The 18,055-nt window shown below is 44.0% G+C and carries 15 protein-coding genes, 1 pseudogene and 1 riboswitch; of the genes and pseudogenes, 6 read left to right on the top strand and 10 right to left on the bottom strand.

What is annotated here, in order from left to right:
• Positions 1-136: pseudogene (locus tag M3191_RS18795) on the bottom strand (IS256 family transposase); the annotation flags it as partial.
• Between the two features lie 422 nt (positions 137-558).
• Here M3191_RS18795 and M3191_RS17425 point away from each other — a divergent pair.
• The 5 genes from M3191_RS17425 to M3191_RS17405 all read left to right on the top strand — a co-directional run bounded on the left by M3191_RS17425 (position 559) and on the right by M3191_RS17405 (position 6,017).
• Entirely contained in the window at positions 559-1,374 is an 816-nt protein-coding gene (locus tag M3191_RS17425) for a YihY/virulence factor BrkB family protein (protein ID WP_353056542.1), read from the top strand.
• 2 nt (positions 1,375-1,376) lie between these two features.
• Positions 1,377-2,051, top strand: coding sequence for a response regulator transcription factor (locus M3191_RS17420; protein ID WP_285853437.1), 675 nt, complete (start codon positions 1,377-1,379; stop codon positions 2,049-2,051).
• Entirely contained in the window at positions 2,048-3,427 is a 1,380-nt protein-coding gene (locus M3191_RS17415) for a sensor histidine kinase (RefSeq protein ID WP_251701609.1), read from the top strand. Before M3191_RS17420 ends, M3191_RS17415 begins: the two co-directional genes overlap by 4 nt.
• Positions 3,428-3,501: 74 nt before the next feature.
• Positions 3,502-3,900: a hypothetical protein gene (locus M3191_RS17410; RefSeq protein WP_251701608.1), complete on the top strand. Its 399-nt coding sequence runs from the start codon at positions 3,502-3,504 to the stop codon at positions 3,898-3,900.
• The gene (locus tag M3191_RS17405) at positions 3,900-6,017 is read left to right on the top strand and encodes an MMPL family transporter (protein WP_251701607.1); all 2,118 of its coding nucleotides are present in this window, start codon (positions 3,900-3,902) and stop codon (positions 6,015-6,017) included. Before M3191_RS17410 ends, M3191_RS17405 begins: the two co-directional genes overlap by 1 nt.
• 50 nt (positions 6,018-6,067) lie before the next feature.
• Here the strand turns inward: M3191_RS17405 and M3191_RS17400 are convergent, their stop codons facing one another.
• The 9 genes from M3191_RS17400 to M3191_RS17360 form a co-directional block, all read right to left on the bottom strand.
• A complete protein-coding gene (locus M3191_RS17400; RefSeq protein ID WP_285853436.1) occupies positions 6,068-7,021 on the bottom strand; it encodes an SDR family NAD(P)-dependent oxidoreductase in 954 nt (317 codons plus the stop codon).
• Between the two features lie 50 nt (positions 7,022-7,071).
• Positions 7,072-7,647 carry a TetR/AcrR family transcriptional regulator gene (locus tag M3191_RS17395; protein WP_251701605.1) on the bottom strand — a complete coding sequence of 192 codons (576 nt, stop codon included), beginning with the start codon at positions 7,645-7,647 and terminating at the stop codon, positions 7,072-7,074.
• Between the two features lie 371 nt (positions 7,648-8,018).
• Positions 8,019-8,759 carry an ABC transporter ATP-binding protein gene (locus tag M3191_RS17390; RefSeq protein ID WP_251701604.1) on the bottom strand — a complete coding sequence of 247 codons (741 nt, stop codon included), beginning with the start codon at positions 8,757-8,759 and terminating at the stop codon, positions 8,019-8,021.
• A gap of 1 nt (position 8,760) precedes the next feature.
• A complete protein-coding gene (locus tag M3191_RS17385; RefSeq protein WP_251701603.1) occupies positions 8,761-10,392 on the bottom strand; it encodes an ABC transporter permease in 1,632 nt (543 codons plus the stop codon).
• Positions 10,393-10,458: 66 nt separating this feature from the next.
• Positions 10,459-11,529, bottom strand: coding sequence for a Fe(3+) ABC transporter substrate-binding protein (locus M3191_RS17380; protein WP_251701602.1), 1,071 nt, complete (start codon positions 11,527-11,529; stop codon positions 10,459-10,461).
• A 176-nt stretch (positions 11,530-11,705) separates the two neighbouring features.
• Positions 11,706-12,413 carry a 7-carboxy-7-deazaguanine synthase QueE gene (gene queE / locus M3191_RS17375; protein ID WP_251701601.1) on the bottom strand — a complete coding sequence of 236 codons (708 nt, stop codon included), beginning with the start codon at positions 12,411-12,413 and terminating at the stop codon, positions 11,706-11,708.
• Positions 12,410-12,835 carry a 6-carboxytetrahydropterin synthase QueD gene (gene queD, locus M3191_RS17370; protein WP_251701600.1) on the bottom strand — a complete coding sequence of 142 codons (426 nt, stop codon included), beginning with the start codon at positions 12,833-12,835 and terminating at the stop codon, positions 12,410-12,412. Before queD ends, queE begins: the two co-directional genes overlap by 4 nt.
• A complete protein-coding gene (gene queC, locus M3191_RS17365) occupies positions 12,832-13,497 on the bottom strand; it encodes a 7-cyano-7-deazaguanine synthase QueC (RefSeq protein ID WP_251701599.1) in 666 nt (221 codons plus the stop codon). Before queC ends, queD begins: the two co-directional genes overlap by 4 nt.
• Before the next feature lie 7 nt (positions 13,498-13,504).
• A riboswitch (PreQ1 riboswitch) is annotated at positions 13,505-13,548 on the bottom strand.
• A gap of 113 nt (positions 13,549-13,661) precedes the next feature.
• Positions 13,662-15,800 carry a type IA DNA topoisomerase gene (locus tag M3191_RS17360; RefSeq protein ID WP_251701598.1) on the bottom strand — a complete coding sequence of 713 codons (2,139 nt, stop codon included), beginning with the start codon at positions 15,798-15,800 and terminating at the stop codon, positions 13,662-13,664.
• 306 nt (positions 15,801-16,106) lie between these two features.
• Between M3191_RS17360 and M3191_RS17355 the strand changes: the two genes are divergently transcribed.
• Positions 16,107-17,558, top strand: a complete 1,452-nt coding sequence (locus M3191_RS17355; protein ID WP_251701597.1) for a PLP-dependent aminotransferase family protein — start codon at positions 16,107-16,109, stop codon at positions 17,556-17,558.
• The last annotated feature ends 497 nt before the right edge of the window (positions 17,559-18,055 follow it).

Below are 18,055 nucleotides of genomic sequence, written 5' to 3'. Positions count from 1 at the left end.
GGTACTCGTCCCGTTCCATTTCCATATATTCATTCAACACCAGAACGATTGTGGATTTGACGACAGCGTCAATGTTTGAATTCATCACAGAGTCTTTTAAAATATCCATATCTAGGTTAAAATTAAGGTGGGCCATTTTCCATTCCTCCAAATGTTTATCGTGGTTGAAAACATTTTATCACAGGGGATGGAAAAGGCCTTTTCCTATTTACACAATTATATGGACTCAATCCAAAGAATGCCGCTGCGCGCTCAAGGTAGTCGTTCCGCGCTCAAAGAATGCCGCTGCGCGCTCAAGATAGCCGTTCCGCGCTCAAAGAATGCCGCTGCGCGCTCAAGATAGTCGTTCCGCGCTCAAAGAATGCCGCTGCGCGCTCAAAATAGTCGTTCCGCTCCCAAAACAAGCCCCCGCGCGCCCAAAGAATGCAATTCCACGTCCAAAGCGATCCCCCGCGCGCCCAAAACAATCTCCCCCTGCTCTACCATCAAAAATTCTCCTCCACGCATTCAATTTCTTCTGGAAGAATAGGGTATATTGAAAGGAGGAGGTGGGAGAAGGTGATTGTACGCAATGTGGCGATGAGATTTTTCAAAGAGCGTTTTTTCGATCAGGCCGCGCAGACGGCATATTATTTATTATTATCGATGTTTCCTTTTCTCATATTCCTGTTTTCCTTGCTTAGTTATTTGCCGGTAGATGAGGAGATGTTTTTAGCATTTCTTCGGCCATTTGCGCCGAGTGAGGCGTATGTAATCATTGAGCAGAATGTGAGGGCGATTATTTTCAAAGTGCAGGGCAATGTTTTGTACACGAGCTTGGCGGTCGCTTTTTGGCTGTCATCGGTTGCTGTGCAATCGTTGGCGCGCTCGTTGGATCAGGCGTATGGGTATGTCAGGAAATATCCTTTTTGGAAAGTGTTGATCAGGGATTTGGGTGTGACGCTATTATTCATGCTTATCCTATCCTTGTCACTGTTTCTTCCGCTAATTGAAAGGGCATTGCATGAAGTGGTGACATATTACGATACGGTAGAGCAATGGCGCGGATGGCAAACTGTGTGGCCGATGGTGAAGTGGGGCATTGGCACGCTGTTCTTGTTCCTGTTTTTCCTATTGTTTTACAAAGTAGTTCCCACAGGTAGAATGAGAGTGAAGGAAGTGTTGCCGGGTGCGATTTTCTCAGCAATCGGCTGGCAGCTGTTCTCACTCTTCTTCGGAAGCTATGTGGCAAATGTCGATTATACGAGGCTCTATGGACAGTTGTCCGGAATAATTCTGCTCGTCCTATGGTTTTATTTGACGGCAGTCATTCTGATGGTTTCAGGGCTGCTCAATGCAGAGTTGCGAGCATTTTTGAAAGGGAAGGGTAGATAAATATGAAAATACTCGTGGTGGATGACGATCCGAATATATTGGAGTTGGTGAATATCCATCTATCCCAGGCGGGGTATGAAGTGATCAAGGCGGCTGATGGGGAGCAGGCACTTGGGATATTGAAGGAACAGCTTCCCGACTTGGCGGTTGTCGATGTAATGATGCCCGGGATGGATGGGTTTGATTTAACGAAGAGACTGCGGGCGGAAGCGGGTATCCCGGTATTATTGCTAACGGCTAAGGGTGCGCTGGAGGATAAAGAGAAGGGGTTTTTGGCTGGATCCGACGATTATGTCGTCAAACCGTTTGAGCCTAAGGAGCTTTTGTTCAGAATCAATGCCATCTTACGGAGATATGACAAGGCAGTCGATGTGCTCATACAAACAGGTCCGCTTAAGATCAACAGGCAAAGCTATGAAGTGTCGGTCGGGAAAAAGATACTGTTGCTGCCACTGAAGGAGTTTGAGCTGCTATCCGTTCTTGCCTCCAAGCCGAATCAGGTGTTTGAACGTGATTTCCTTATCGAACGCGTGTGGGGCTTCGATTATGAAGGGGATGAACAGACGCTGAACGTTCATATCAAACGGCTGCGCGACAAGCTTGAGGGGCTTCCGGAGGGCATTCACATAACGACGGTACGTGGAGTCGGTTACAAGCTCGAGGTGTCCGATACATGAGATCGCTTTATGGAAAGTTCCTCTCCTTCACAACGGGCATTATGCTGACAAGTACCGTCATCGCATTTCTTGTAGTGAATACATATTATCATCAGCAATTGAAAGGGCAGAATGACGCAAAAAACATGAGTATCGCACTTACGATGGCCGACTACATTGAAACGGAGGAACCTGCCGATTTGGAAAAGTATTTCAAGACGCAGGCCGCAACCGGTTATAAATTGTTCGTCGTGAACGAGGATCTGAAAGCAACTAAGTATGGAGCGCCATTCCGGGTGGAGAACTTGAGGACCGCTTCTGTGGATCAAGTACTGGATGGCCGCCCGTATCACGGAATGCGGGATTTGAAGACGGAGACGTTCATGACCGGTTTTTTCTCCGATGAACTTGCGAACACGGTAGGCGTTCCGTTTACATACAATGGGGAAACATATGCCCTGTTCATGAGGCCTGATATTAAACTGTTGTTTACGGAAGTTCATTACCTATTGGGCGGCATGGTCGTCGTCATGGCGATTGTCAGTCTGCTGTCGATGTTGATTGTAGCGAAGAAATTGATTGAACCGATTACAAAGCTGACCACGGCTGCAAAAAAGGTCGGCGATGAAAAGTTCACGGGCTCACTTGATATTAACCGTCGTGATGAGATCGGCCAACTGGCGCAAAGTTTTCAGCGGATGACGGAGAAGCTTAGTGAAAATGACCGGGTGCGCAAGGAATTCATCAGTGACGTGTCACATGATTTCCAATCTCCTCTGCTCAATATTAAAGGATATGCCAATTTGCTGATGGACAGCGGACTGCCTGAACGGGAGCGGAAAAACTATGCGAGAGTCATCCAATCCGAGACGGAGCGGCTCTCTTCATTGACGAAGCAGTTATTGCTGTTGACGTCACTCGACCAATTGGAGTCACCGTTGAAGCAAATGAAATTCCGTCTGGATGAGCAATTAAAAGAAGTCATCCGAAAACAAAGATGGCTTCTGGAAGAGAAACAGATGTCACTCGTCATGGAGGTGGATGAAGTGGAGATGGTAGGAGATCCCGCTTTCCTTGAAAAAGTATGGGAGAACCTACTCTCCAATGCGTTGAAATATACGCGGATGGGCGGCGAGATAGAGGTTCGCCTGACAGAAAGTGCGGATGAATTGAAAGTTATCTTCCGGGACAATGGCGCCGGGATTGCAGAGGAACATTTGAGAAGGCTGTTTGACCGGTTTTACCGGGTAGACCATTCCAGGACGCAGCAAGTCGAGGGGACAGGGCTCGGACTCTCCATTGTCCATCAAGTCGTGAAGCTCCACGGAGGCAGCGTTAAAGTTGAAAGTGAGGAAGAGGTCGGCACAACATTTACGGTCACACTTCCAAAATTGTAATGTCCTGTTCATGTTCCGTTCATGTTGACCTCCTATGATAGGAATATAACATAAACGAAATAGGAGGAAATGACATGCAAGAAAAATGGAGTTTACGACTTATTAGGATTTCAGCGATCTTTGGGGTAATTGGGGCATTTTTAGGCTCCCATATGGCGGGGGCTGGATCATATGCCTTCCGTCCAATCCATGCGCACATCCTAGTCGTTGGTTGGTTATCGGTCTTCGCTTGGGGCGTCTTCTACAAAGTTTTTAAAGTCCGCGCGAAAAAGATGGTTGCCGCACACGGTTGGACCGCAATCATCGGATCCATCGGTCTGACGGCAGGTATGTGGTTACAATTTATGAACCCGTTCGGTGTGAATGAAACATTCTCGCTCATCTTCTATATTGTTGGTGGAAGCGTCCTGCTCATCAGCTTCGTGCTATTTGTTTTGGTGACATTCTTAATTGAGAAAGAAGGAAGACGATAGTGCTAGAAGGAAAATTAAAAGGCAGACGTCTTTGGTGGACCTCCATAGGGATTTGGCTCCTGATGACAATTATGCTATCCGCGTTTGCACCGGGCAGCAAGGAGAATGTCATTGCCAATAAGGACTCCGGCTTGCCTACAGATGCACCGTCCATCGTGGCAGCGCATGAGCTGGAAAAGTATTTTCCGAATGACGGCGGCATCCCGCTATTTGCAGTCTTCCATAAGGATAGCGGGTTATCGGATGAAGAGGTCGTCAACTTTGCGGAAGCTATTGAAGCATTGAAAGAGGATAAAGCGTTTGACGAAGTGGATGTCATTCCATTATCCAAACTGCAGCCTGAGCAACGCGCGTCATTCCTATCGGAAAATGAAAAAACATTTTTCATTCCGCTATCATTACCGCAAAACCTTGAAGGAAAGGATTTGCACAAGTTAGTTCAATCCATTAAGGAATCTGTCGGCGATCAAGTAGCGGAAGGTATTGAACTGTCCTGGACAGGGCCGGCTGGAATCGCCTCGGATGCAGTTGAGCTATTCAGCCAAGCAGATATTGTCCTGTTGCTATCTACAGTAGGTCTGATTTTGGTCTTGTTGTTAGTCATCTACCGGTCGCCTCTATTGACGTTGATCCCTTTAGTTGGTGCAGGAATCGTTTACGCAGTAGTCGATCGAGTGGTCGGTTTTACGACTGCACAGGGCTGGTTCGGTGTGGACAGCCAAGCGCTGTCAATTATGACGATTCTTTTATTTGCTGTCGTTACGGATTATTCTTTGCTCATCTTCTCACGCTATCGGGAAGAATTGAAGTTGCATGAGGATGCAAATGTTGCGATGCAGGAAACGATGCGCCATGTCAAGGAGCCGATTTTCTTCAGTGGCAGCACGATTGTGTTGGGCGTGGCGACATTGTTCCTAGCCTTGTATGAGCCGTACCGTAATTTTGCACCGGTATTCGCCATTGCGGCAGGCGCGATGCTTATAGCAGGATTGACATTATTGCCGGCGTTGTTTGCGGTAATCGGCAGGAAGGCATTCTGGCCAGTCATCCCGAAATACGGGGATAAGACAGTAGAGAAGAAAACGGTTTGGGGGAAAGTGGCGGCTGTCGTTACAAAAAAGCCGTTCCTATTCATGGTTCCTATTCTAGTATTACTAGGGCTTGGCGCTTGGAATATGACAAACATGAAAGAGTCATACGATTTAATTGCGTCTTTTCCGGAAGATCTTTCATCCAGGGTTGGGTATGAGCGGTTAGGAAAGGACTTTTCAGAAGGAAGCTTGGCTCCGGGGACGTTGCTATTCGTATCTGAAAACGAATTGGGCATGGAAGGGCTGCAGGCGGTGATTGAACGAATTGAAGAGGATCCTGCCATCGCCAGTGTCACAACGCAAGGCAATCCTATGAGCGAAGATGGGAAAGCGGCAAAATTCACCGTCACATTTGCAGGTAATCCTTATGATGAGGAAGCGTTCGATGCGGTCTTAAAGCTCCGGGAAGACAGCGAAAGGATCTTAAAGGATGCGAACCAATCCGACACATCTATGTATATTTCCGGTGAGACGGCGGTCAATGCCGATGTACGGGATATCAATGATCGGGATACGTGGATTGTTATGATTTTAATGACCGTTTTGATAACGATAATGCTAGGCTTACAAACGAGGTCTATCATTGCACCGGTTTACATGATTGGGAGCATATTGCTATCGTTTGGGGCTACAGTGGGCTTGGCCTACTTCTTATTCGAAGTTTTCTTAGACTTGGAAGGGCTTAGCTATCGAATTCCGCTTTACGCATTTGTCTTCCTTGTTGCACTTGGCGTCGATTATTCCATCATGCTGATTGCAAGGATCCGGGAAGAGATGAGAGAACTGCCTTTTGACGATGCGGTGCGAAGAGGAGTAGAGCGGACCGGCGGAGTCATTAGTTCGGCAGGATTAATATTAGCGGCGACATTCCTCGTGCTTGCGACGATGCCGATTTATGAATTGAAGCTATTCGGTTTCATCATGGCATTAGGCATCTTGATCGACACATTCATCGTCCGGCCATTGCTCATTCCTGCTATACTGATTTTGCTTGGCAAATGGAGTTTTTGGCCGAAAAGGATATGATAAATGAAAAACGTCACTTCCTCTGTTGGGAGTGGCGTTTTGTCTACTATTCACTTTGCACCACTCATATATTCCATCGTACGTTGCAATCCTTCCCGATAGGAAGTGCGGGGAAGGGGACCGATATCATTTTCATATTTACCGCCATCCAACACAACAGGTTCTTCATACAAATAGAACATTTCAACCATTTCGCGCATATCAATGCTGAATATGCCGAGGAACCGAATTAGATTTTTAGAGACAGTTCTAACTGGTTTGTCATATCCCGAAAGTTCGCGGATAATTTGTACGAGTTCCTCCCCAGTAATGACATCATTAGCAGGAATATTGTAGTTTTGGCCATAGGCATTGTCGTGCATTGATAGGTTGACGACAGCCTTAGCCCCGTCCGGTGTATAAATGAATTCCCTTGCCATCGTTTGTTTACCGACGAACATCGCTTTTTTATGTTGAACGGTGTCCTTTAAGGTATAGTGCATTAGTGTGTTTTCGGCGTTTGGGCCATAAAAATCGGGAAAATGGGCAGTGATTGTTGGAACACTTGATTGTTTAACGAGCTGCTCTACATGTAAACGGATCTTTCCCTTTTTTGTATGCGGTTGTTTTGGTGTGTTTTCCGTTACCTTGGCCCCGGTCGACCTGCCGTACGCATAAATATTCTCAACTAATACAAGCTTTGTTTTTTGGATTTTTGCTGCCTTTAAGATATTTCCGATGAAAGGGACTAATTTATCCTCCCATTCGGGGTAAGGTATATTAGCTGCTTGGAATATAATATCTACATCTTTAGCTGCATCTTTAATATCTTGCAAATTGAAAATATCCCCGGTTTGTATGCTAATTTCCCGCTGCTCATTATACAGATTCCTCAGTTTCTGTTCCGAACGGGCGAATGCAGTCACTTCCACCCCTCTATCAATTAATTCTTTCACAATCGAATAGCCCATTCCGCCGGACGCTCCCAAAACTAGAGCTCTCTTCATAAAAAACCCTCCTACCATTTTATTTGACCACTGTTCAAATGAGGTGAAAAAAGAAAGCCAATAAATGGCTAACTTTGAAATATTCCTTTCAACAAAAACTGGACATGTTGCTTCGCCATATCCAAAACGTCTTCGTATTTGAGCACATGGCGTAAATAGTGTGTAACAAACCCATGCAAAGATAAGAAAATAGACCAAATCTCTTGAATGGAAAGTTGCTTCTCACTCAAACTATGCACTGTTTGCGCAAACAATTCATAAGTTTCGTAAGGGCTTTGATTAAGGAAGTCTCGCACTTCTTCATCTTTGATTAAAAACATGATTTCATAATGGCTTTGATGGTTTAAACCAAATTCGATATAGCCAAGCAAAATGGCTTCAAGTTTTTCCCGAGGGGCGAGAGGGGCTTGTGCGAGCTCCTTCAGCTTATGTTCCAACATGTCGAAATGCTCTTCGACAAGTGCATAAAACAGTTCTGCTTTATTTGTAAAATGATAATAAATGGCTCCGTGGCTATAACCAAGCACTTTCCCTACTTGACGCATTGAAACGTGTTCGTATCCTTTTAAGATGAATAAATCCCTTGCAGCATCCATAATCATCTCGCGAGTTAGTTCACGTTGCGCAGATTTTCGAGATGACATAGTACCTCCTTATTTGACCACTGTTCAAATTGATTATATATAGTTGTCTGTTTATTGTCAATGTTTACATGAAAGTTAAGATGGAGCTTTGCATAGGCCAATAAGTAAAGTGTAGCGTTAGGAGCGGCTGTTAATTTCTGCAAAAGCCATAAAAATTATACGAATTGACCCTTCGTTGTTTGATTGGCTAAGTACTTGCCCGAGGAAGCGCCCACCTGGAGCTGAAAATCCGGTAATCAACAGTCATTTTATAAGATAAATAGGGGTGTCCAGAAAGCTCATTATACAAAACTTCTGGACAGCCCCTATCTAAGGAATCACTCGGCTGTCATTATGTGTATTTTATAGCGTTTAAGTCCTTCAATCTAACATCATACACTTACGAGTTCTTTTTCAGGCAAAAGCTCGATATCGCCTTTTTCATCCGTTGAACTGCCCAGCAAGTCGCAAGGACGTCCGACCTGGTCAATTACACCATCCTTGATCTTCACGATCCGATCCGCGAGTACGTGGGCATCGTTTTGATTGTGTGTAACGAAGATTGCGGTTATGTTGGCTTTCTTTAAAATCCGGCGAAGGTCTTCACGTATTTTAACAAGGAGCTCGGTGTCTAGATTACTGAAGGGTTCATCCAAAAGAATGAGCTCAGGCTGCGGTGCAATTGCACGTGCAAGTGCCACACGTTGTTGCTGACCGCCGCTTAGCTGATGCGGATACCGTTTTTCGTAACCTTCAAGTTCTACGAGTTCCAATACTTCCTCCACACGTTTCAACTTATTGCTACGGCTCATTTTAGGGAGCCCGAATAATACGTTATCTTGAACACTCATATGCGGGAAGAGCGCATAATCTTGAAACACCATGCCAATGCCGCGCTTTTCGGGTTGGACGAATATGTGGTTGTTAAATAATGTTTTGTCGCCTAACGAAAATGAACCACCTTTCGGCATCTCAAGTCCGGCAATCAGTCGAAGAATGGTACTTTTTCCACTTCCGCTTCGCCCAAGAATGGAGATTATTTCACCCTTGTTTATTGTAAGAGTGAAATCTTCGACTGCATTTGCAGGTGAATTGGAATAAGAGAAACTCATATTTTGTATATCAATAAACATATTATTCCCGCCCCTCTCCAAGCAATTTGTTGAAAACAAATATTGCAATTGCACTTACACCGACTATTAGCAAGGAAGCTTGTGACGCTTCCATAATTTTTTCATCACTAGCATATTGGAACGCCTTGGTTGCAAGTGTATCATAGTTGAACGGTCGTAAAATGAGCGTCAATGGGATTTCTTTTAAAATATCGACAAACGTAAGGATGAACCCGCTTATAATGGCACCTTTCATCATCGGAATATCGATTTTGAAAAAGGTGCGTAAGCTGCTGACGCCTAGCATACGTGAGGCATCACGAAAATCTGTACCGATTTTCGTGTAACCCGATTCAATCGAATTGTATCCGATCGCGAAAAACCGTATGATGTATGCACTAATCAGCATGACGAGACTGACACTTAAGACAAGCTCGGAATCCAAACCTAAAAATAGATAGACAGGCGCTAAATACCGATCAATGGCAATGAATGTCGTGACAACAGCCACGGCGATGACCGCACCTGGTATGGAATAGCCAAGAACCGTTAATTTCGGTAATATTTTCGCAAACTTGTGCTTCGTAATTCGGCTAAAGTTCCCAATGACGAGCGAGAAAAAGATGATAAGCGATGCTGCTGTTCCGGCAACAATGATTGAGTTTTTCGTGTATGTCAGCACTTCTTCCATCGGAACTTTACCAAATGTGAGAACAACCCAGTCCAGCAACTGAAGAACTGGAATAAGGAAGGCAATCGTAAAAATAACTAGCGTATACGCTGTTGCCAATGCTGCTTTTTTTCCGGTCAATTTGACGAGCGGCAGCGGTCTAAGTTTTGTTGATGAAAAGCTGTATTTCTTTCCGCCGCGGAGAATCCACTCGATTACAAGGATGAAAATGACGATACCCATCAGGCAAGCCGCAAGCTTTATGGAAGAATCCAAGTCTCCTAAGCCGAACCACGTTTGAAAAATTGCGGTGCTGAACGTTTGAATGCCAAAATACTTAACAACGCCATAGTCATTTAACACTTCTAATATGACTAGGCTAACGCCGCCGATGACTGAAATACGTGATATAGGAACAATGACTTTCAAGAAAATTTCCATTGGACCTTTTCCAAGTGTCCGTGCACTTTCAACGAGAGAGGCAGCTTGATTGGACAAGAAAATTCTAGTGATCATATAAACATACGGATATAAGAATATCGTGTAAATGAAAATGGCACCAGGTACATTCATTATATCGAAATAGGCTTGATTTACTGATACATCAAAGTGATTTCGAAGCGTCTTTTGAATAATGCCCGTATAATTAAGGATACCGTGATAAGTATATGCACCGATGAAGGGCGGTATCGATAAAGGCAAGATGAGTGACCATTTCATGAAGTTGCGAAGGGGGAAGTCGTATTGTGCAATAAGCCACGCTAGGCTAAGACCAATTGCAACAGTGAATATTGCAGTGAAAAATACGAGCGTCAGCGAAGACTTAATATAGTTTAGAAGCATGAATTCGCGAATATGCCCCCAATTTTCACTTGCGGGTGTAAAAATTCCTGTAACAATTGATAAATTAGGAACAAACAGTAAAGTAATAATGAGTACTGCACCGATCGTCCAACCATTCACGTTTGCAATTCGCCTATTCATGACCAAACCCATCCTTTGCCTTTTCCGCAATAAACCCCTATCGCAAAAGCGACAGGGGGCAAGCTATTACTTCCAACCTACTTCGTTGAAAATCATAATCGCTTTTGCATTATTTTCACCAAGAACTGTGAGTGGAATGTCTTGCTCCTTGAACTCACCCCAAGATTTTAGAAGTTCCGCTGGCTCGACATCCTGGTTTACAGGGTATTCGTAGTTTGCTTCTGCAAAAGTGAATTGTGCTTCTTCACCAGTTAGGAATTCAAGAAGTTTCAACGCATTGTCCGCGTTTTTCGAACCTTTAACTACTCCAGCTCCGCTTATATTAACATGAGTGCCTGTCGTATCTTGGTTCGGGAAGAAAATGCCTAGCTGTTCTGCCACCTTGACTTCTTCAGGTTCTTGAGAGTTCAGCATTTGTCCTAAGTAATATGTGTTCATGATTGCAACGTCACCAATGCCTGCAGCAATGGCCTTCGCTTGATCACGGTCCCCGCCTTCCGGACTGCGTGCCATATTGTTCACCATGCCCTGTGCCCATTCTTTCGCTTCTTCTTCACCATCGATTCCGATGAATGAAGCTAATAGAGACTGGTTATAAACACTTTCAGACGAACGGACGAGCACGCGACCTTTCCACGCATCGTCTGTGAGCGCTTCATAAGTTGATAACTCTTCGGGCTTCACTTTATCTTTATTATATACGAGAATGCGCGCACGTTTGGTCAAACCTACCCACATATCATCAGAATCACGGAATTTTTCAGGTATTTGTTTCGACAAAATGTCACTTGACACGGCTTGAAGCAATCCTTGCTCTTTTGCACGGTACAATCTACCGACATCCGCCGTTAAGAAAAGATCCGCCTTCGTAGCTGTTCCTTCACGTTTTATACGCTCGATCAACTCATCAGCTTCACCTTTAATGACGTTCACTTTAATGCCAGTTTTGTCCTCAAACTTTTTGTACAGTTCATTATCGACGTCGTAATGTCTGCTCGTATACAAATTCACTTCGGATTTTTCATTTTTCTTTTGACTCTCGTTTTCGCCTGCGTTGCTGCTTTGCTTCGTACTATTCCCACATGCCGCGAGAACGAGTAGCAAAGAGGCAAGCAGGAGCATTATACTTTTCTTCATGTAGTACTTCCTCTCCCAACTTATGTCTTTAGATTGATAACGATTCTCAATCTCATTCTTAATATAATGTGTAGGAGCATGAGAGTCAACAAATATTATATTAAGTATAATAAAAAGGTCGATTCACAAAAATGAAAATCGACCTTTTTATTTATCTTACTACTTTTAGAAGAGCTCTAAACACCTCTCTTATTCCCCCATACAAGGGCATGCAATTGCGGCAGAACCTTCACGTCGTTCATAACCGGGGAAGCGACAGCCAAATCAATAAGCCATTCAAACCGTTTCAATAAGTGGGAGACAAGATAGGCATCATCTATTGTTGTCGTGTCATCGTTACCTACTTGAACATAGAAAGGAACAAACGGGTAACGAAGATGGACTTCTTCAGCAAATTTGAAGTCTATTTCATCAAAGACGACGATTTTCAGACTTGCGTTTGCATCTGTCAACTTCTCCATGAAACGATCCAGTTTGCTGAAATCCGTTATCATTTTTGAACTCGGTGGTTTTGGAGAAAGTGTAATATCATCAATTCTCAACAACCAATCTTGCCAAAATGTAGCTTGCGTTTCGACTGCAACTTTCCAACCTTCTGCATGGCAGAGATCGACTAGTTCTCCGATTCCTTTATGCAAAGCTGGATTTCCACCCGAAATCGTTACATGAGAAAAGGATTGGCCACCGATGGCTTTCAGTTCCTCAATAATGTCCTGGGGGCGTTTCGAAACGCTTTTGCCAGTTCCGTCCCATGTAAAACTGGAATCGCACCAAGAACAAGAATAATCGCAGCCCGCCGTCCGCACAAACATCGTTTTTTGACCGATGACCATTCCTTCACCTTGGATGGTAGGGCCAAACACTTCCATTACAGGTATTTTCATTGTAAGTCCTCCCGTAACGGACGGTAGACAACATAGCTGGTTGGCGTTTCCCGAACGATCACTTGGAGACACATAGGACGGTTGTCTTTTGTCCGGAGAGCGTCCTGAATGGATTTCCAAATTTGTTCTGCCAATCGTTCAGTTGTTGGAAAAGTATTTTGGAACTCTGGATGATCATTCAATACGGAATGATCATATTTTTTGTGAATAAGATCTTTCAGTTGCTTGAAATCAATCAAAAAACCGAGTGGATCCAGCTCATTTCCTCCGATGGTGACATTAATGAAATACGTGTGTCCATGCATCACTTGGCATCTACCTGCATCTTCATTGGGAATGAAATGCGCAGCCGAAAAATGCATATCTTTATTTAATTCAAATCGATAGTCATGTTGTATTTGCGGATAAAATTGCTGCATCATTTAGCGGCACCTGCAGTCTTTCGTGTTTGATACGCCGCAAGCCCTTCATTGCGCAGCACACACGCAGGGCATTCTCCGCAACCTGAGCTTGGAACGCCGTTGTAGCAAGTGAGTGTTTTCTCCTGCACAAAATCGAGTGCGCCAAGTTCATCGGAAAGCTCCCATACTTCGGATTTATCTAGCCACATTAACGGCGTATGGATGACAAATTTTCCATCCATGGCTAAATTCAACGTCACATTTAAAGATTTAATAAAATTATCGCGGCAATCAGGATATCCGCTAAAATCCGTTTCACTTACACCGGTGATCAAGTGCCGCGCGCCAATCGCATCGGCGTAAACCGCCGCGAAAGATAGAAACAGATGATTTCTTCCGGGTACGAACGTTGACGGCAATTCGCCATCCACTTCCGTCACTTCAATGTCATCTCGTGTGAGCGCATTGGCCGATAACTGGTTAATTAAATTCATATCCAGCACTTTGAATGATACGCCAAGTTCCTCGGCGATTTTTCGGGCGCATTCGATTTCATCTGAATGCCTTTGTCCGTAGTCGAACGTCACCGTTGCGACTTCCCGGAAATTCTTCAATGCCCAAAAAAGGCACGTCGTACTGTCTTGACCGCCGCTGAAGACGACCACTGCTTTTTCATTTTTCATTGTACATATCTCCTTAGTTTTTTAGAGAGGGAGTTTGCGAACCTCTTTTTGGAACCTTGTCCATAATACCATAGGTGAGCGGGGGAACTGAATGGATACAAAAAAATGGCTGACATGAGTCCGGGACAATACCGTCTTCACATCAGCCACTCTTATTACTACTTTTATTTTTGAAACACCAAATTCAACTTCCCGTTCTCTAAGGAAAGGCTAGCGTCAAACTTGTTTCCGTTACTGGCGGTGAATCCTTTGATAGTATTCGTTTTGCCTTTTGTGCAAAGGAGCTTCACTTGCGCCGGTGTCAGTTTCTTTTTCAAGAAGATGCCAGGCAACGTCTGTTTACAGCCATTTTTATAGTTGCTGCATCCGTAAAATCCTTTTCGGGCCAGAAGCATGCCGTTTTGACATGCAGGACATGGGGCGACCTCTACAGCTTGATAAGAGCCGCGCGATTTCGATTGCCGCGGCGGAACTTTCGTTGCGTCGATCGGCTTTGCCTCCAGCTGCTTCGGGACCTCATCTAATAGCTTCGCAATGAACTTCGAAATATTTTCAAGGAAATGCTGCCCGCTTCCTTCACCATTACCGATTTTCCGCAAATATGTCTCCCACTTCGCTGTCATCGATGGACTGGCAAGCAGATTACCTTCGATCGCCTGGCAAAGCACACGGCCTTTCTCCGTAATCGACACGATATTCTTGGACACGGTGATATAGCCATGCTTTTTTATCGTTTCAATGATGCCGCTCCGTGTCGCTTCCGTCCCAAGACCCTCGATCTCTTTCAAGATATCCGTTTCCTCTTTGTCCTCTACCAACTTCCCGCAAGTCTTCATCATCGCGATTAGCTGACCTTCCGTATATGGCTTCGGCGGCATCGTCTTGCCCTCCTTAATGCCGATATCGGATTGGACTGCTTCTTGCATGCGCAACGGCGGCAAAGCGGGCTCGTCCTTATCCTCTTTAGACCGTTGGAATAAAGCCTTCCATCCTAAATCCTTTTCCGTCTTGCCGGTCGTGAAAAACGGAAGGCCATTTACATCCGTCGTCACTTTCGTTTCGGTATACAAATAATCGGTATGGAACATCACGAGCGTCGTACGGACGACTTCTTCATACAAATTTCGTTCGAGCGGCGACATTCTGCCGAGGACCGCCTGTGTCGGCACTTTCTTCGTCGGAATGATAGCGTAGTGCTCCTGCACCTTCGAACTGTCGACATACCGTTTCTTCGGCGCAAGAGAAGCGACGGGGAAGGGATGTCCGATCAGCTGTTGGTAATCGCCGACCTGGTCCTTCAAGTACGCAAATTCGTTCGGTGTTATATGGCGCGCATCCGTCCGTGGGTAGGTGACAAGCTTCTTCTCATACAAGCCTTGCATCGTCTTCAACACATTCGCGGGGCTCATCTTCCAACGCCGGTTCGCTGTCGCCTGCAATGTTGACAACGAATGGAGCTGAGGTGGCGGCGTCCGCTTATCGGTATGGGTGACAGAAGTGATCACACCAGGCGAATTCGGTTGGATGCCATGTTTCGCAAGAAGCTCCTGAATGATCTCATGTTTCGGCTCCTTCGCTTTCGCTTTGCCTTTATACGTACCGTGTTCTGCTTTGAACGTCGCTTCCACTTCGAAAAACGGTTCCGATACGAATGTCTCAATCTCTCGTTGCCGTTGATAGATTAAATAGACCGTAGGCGACTGCACTCGTCCGATCGGAAACACTTCCTGAACGCCTTTCGCTTTCAATAAAAGTGTATACAAGCGGGAAGCATTCATCCCAACAAGCCAATCGCTGATCTGCCGGGACTTTGCCTCTTCATAAAGTTGCAAGTCCTTGCGATTATCCCGCAAATTTGAAAATCCTTTTCGCACTTCATCCACTTCGAGTGAATTGATCCATAGCCGCTTGATCGTTTGATTTCGGGCGCCCGTTTGATAATAAATGCTATAGAAAATGTTCGAGCCTTCACGGTCCACGTCACAAGCATTTATTACCGTATCTGTCCCACGAATGAGCTTCTTCACGATCTGAAACTGTTTGAACTTTCCCTTCGCCACTTGAAATTCATATCGTTCGGGCAGGATCGGCAAACTCCCAAGCGACCAACGCTTCCAAGCAGGGTTGTACGCATGCGGCTCTTTCAACTCGACTAAGTGGCCGACACCCCATGTGATGTACGCACCATCAGGGAAAATAGGACAAGGATTGATTTCCAGGAATCCCTCATGTTTTCGTACGGAAAAAGCGTCTGCATACGCTTTTGCTTGAGATGGTTTTTCAGCTAGGATGACTGGCTTCACACTAGCCCCTCCTTTCATTAAATAATGAAACGTTCGTTCTGTTATTATCGCATAAATGGAAGAAGTTTACGAGTTGGGAGCAAGGATCTAAAGTGAGAATAATCTTCATGAAAGGTTGAACAAGTGGGGAAATTCACGTTTGTTTTATTTGTTTGAGTGACTGTCATCCGATTCATGGACAAGGTCATCTTTAACACTACTACAGAATACTGATGTCAGGAGATGCTATAATAGCATTTACTGTATCATTATGAGCATAGTACAAAATTTGTTATATGAAAACTTACAAATAAAGGGTGGAGTATAATGCAATTTATGCTAGACCGTTCAATAAAAAAACCTATGTATAGGCAACTTGTAGAACAAATAGAGAATGCAATTATATCGGGAGATTTATCTCAGGACCAGCCATTACCATCTGAACGTGAGTTGGCAAAAAAATTACTGATTAATAGGAGTACGGTGGTGACTGCTTATGATGAGCTAGAGGCAGTCGGATTAATTGTCAGAAAGATAGGGAGCGGCACATATATAAATACGGATATATGGGGGCTAACTCATAAAAGGGTTCCCAATTGGGGGAGATATGTAGAGGACGGCTCGTTTCTTCCGAATCTTCCGTTGGTACAGAAACTTCGTAATGAAACTGAGCAAAAAGGAATGATTAACCTATCAAGCGGGGAACTTGCAGCAGATTTACTACCTAACGTCCAATTCGCTAGGATTCTTAAGGAGCATGCGTTTGATGAGCATTTAGGTTACGATCATCCTTTAGGCGATGCGGGATTACGGGAGACCATTTGTAAACATATGAAAACGTATAAAGGTATGGTAGTTGAGCCAGACTCCATATTGATTACATCGGGTGCTCAGCAAGCAATACACCTAATCGTTCAATGCTTGTTAAAACCAGGCGATACAGTAGCGATTGAAGACCCATCCTATGCATTCTCTTTACCGATCTTTCAATCATTTGGTGTTAAAACGCTCTTACTCCCAGTTGATCAACATGGTGTAAATCCTGATGATATTGAAGCTTTACAAAGAAAACATCGAATTCGTATGCTCTTCTTAAATCCTGATTATCAAAATCCTACTGGCACGAAAATGTCGCTAGAACGCCGAAAGAGAATATTGGAATTATCATCAAAGCACGGTTTCCCCATAATAGAGGATGATCCTTATAATTTGACGTCATTCGACGGGTGCATTGGACCTACGTTAAAGTCAATGGACGATAATGATAATGTTTTATACATTAGTTCGTTATCAAAAGTGGTTGCATCAGGACTGCGCATTGGTTGGATTATTGGTCCGGAAAAAGTGATTAAACGCTTGTCAGACGGCAAACATCAAATTGACTTTGGCCATAGTGTTTTTCCGCAATGGATAGCGAATCAATTTCTAGATTCCCCCCAATTTGACGAACACGTTTCAGATATAAGGATTCAACTGAGGGAGCGAAGGAATGCGTTAATTTTGGCATTGGACAGCTTATCTAAAGATGAGGTTACATATTTAGTGCCACAAGGCGGAATTCATTTATGGTGTAAAATAAATCACGAAATTGATGAATATAAGTTACTTGAAGAATCCATGAAAAAAGGCGTTTCATTTGTACCTGGGAGAATAATGGGCTCAAAAAATGGATACGTTCGATTTACTTATGGCAAAGGGAACGAAGCTTCAATAAAAGAAGGCATTTCTAGGTTTGTCTACGCGCTAAGAGATAACGGGGGAATGTTTGAAAATGTGTAAATTCTAAAGAACTCCAATAACTTTTTAGTTCCCCCATTTTTACAATCTTAGACGGTTCCTGAGATACGAGAACAAATGTACTATTTCACTGGTTCCGAACCGTCCTCTGTTGTTAAAATAATATAAATATACCTACAAGAACTACTATAATAATGAATGGGATTGCTAGAACATAAGCCCATAGCAGAGAAGAAAAACTGTTTTTCCCCTTGTAATCTTTATTCATAGAATTAGCTTCGGATATGGTCAAAATTAGTCCGACAGCTAAAACAATAAATACAAAAATGATTGAAACTATGAGAGCTACCTTCATGCCTTACTCCTTTTTATAAACATTTTTTATTCTATACGTTATAATTTTATAATATAAAAAAGTTTTAAGAACCATCCAATTAAGGTTTATTTAAACCAACCACTTTTTGAGGAAATTGAACAGTTCACTAAAACTATCTATAAGCACGTCATTCACCTGTTTAAAGCGTCCGCATACGCTTTCG

Source organism: Sporosarcina luteola (assembly GCF_023715535.1).
GTDB classification, from domain to species: domain Bacteria; phylum Bacillota; class Bacilli; order Bacillales_A; family Planococcaceae; genus Sporosarcina; species Sporosarcina luteola_B.
The sequence above is the reverse complement of the archived record's forward strand: the minus strand, read 5'-3'. Positions and strand labels throughout refer to the sequence as shown.

What these genes read in the sequence shown, in the direction of transcription:
- M3191_RS17420 (WP_285853437.1), top strand. Translation starts at nt 1,377, where the DNA reads ATGAAAATACTCGTGGTGGATGACGATCCGAATATATTGGAGTTGGTG.
- M3191_RS17415 (WP_251701609.1), top strand. Translation starts at nt 2,048, where the DNA reads ATGAGATCGCTTTATGGAAAGTTCCTCTCCTTCACAACGGGCATTATG.
- M3191_RS17410 (WP_251701608.1), top strand. Translation starts at nt 3,502, where the DNA reads ATGCAAGAAAAATGGAGTTTACGACTTATTAGGATTTCAGCGATCTTT.
- M3191_RS17400 (WP_285853436.1), bottom strand. Translation starts at nt 7,021, where the DNA reads ATGGTAGGAGGGTTTTTTATGAAGAGAGCTCTAGTTTTGGGAGCGTCC.
- M3191_RS17395 (WP_251701605.1), bottom strand. Translation starts at nt 7,647, where the DNA reads ATGTCATCTCGAAAATCTGCGCAACGTGAACTAACTCGCGAGATGATT.
- M3191_RS17390 (WP_251701604.1), bottom strand. Translation starts at nt 8,759, where the DNA reads ATGTTTATTGATATACAAAATATGAGTTTCTCTTATTCCAATTCACCT.
- M3191_RS17385 (WP_251701603.1), bottom strand. Translation starts at nt 10,392, where the DNA reads ATGAATAGGCGAATTGCAAACGTGAATGGTTGGACGATCGGTGCAGTA.
- M3191_RS17380 (WP_251701602.1), bottom strand. Translation starts at nt 11,529, where the DNA reads ATGAAGAAAAGTATAATGCTCCTGCTTGCCTCTTTGCTACTCGTTCTC.
- queE (WP_251701601.1), bottom strand. Translation starts at nt 12,413, where the DNA reads ATGAAAATACCTGTAATGGAAGTGTTTGGCCCTACCATCCAAGGTGAA.
- queD (WP_251701600.1), bottom strand. Translation starts at nt 12,835, where the DNA reads ATGATGCAGCAATTTTATCCGCAAATACAACATGACTATCGATTTGAA.
- queC (WP_251701599.1), bottom strand. Translation starts at nt 13,497, where the DNA reads ATGAAAAATGAAAAAGCAGTGGTCGTCTTCAGCGGCGGTCAAGACAGT.
- M3191_RS17355 (WP_251701597.1), top strand. Translation starts at nt 16,107, where the DNA reads ATGCAATTTATGCTAGACCGTTCAATAAAAAAACCTATGTATAGGCAA.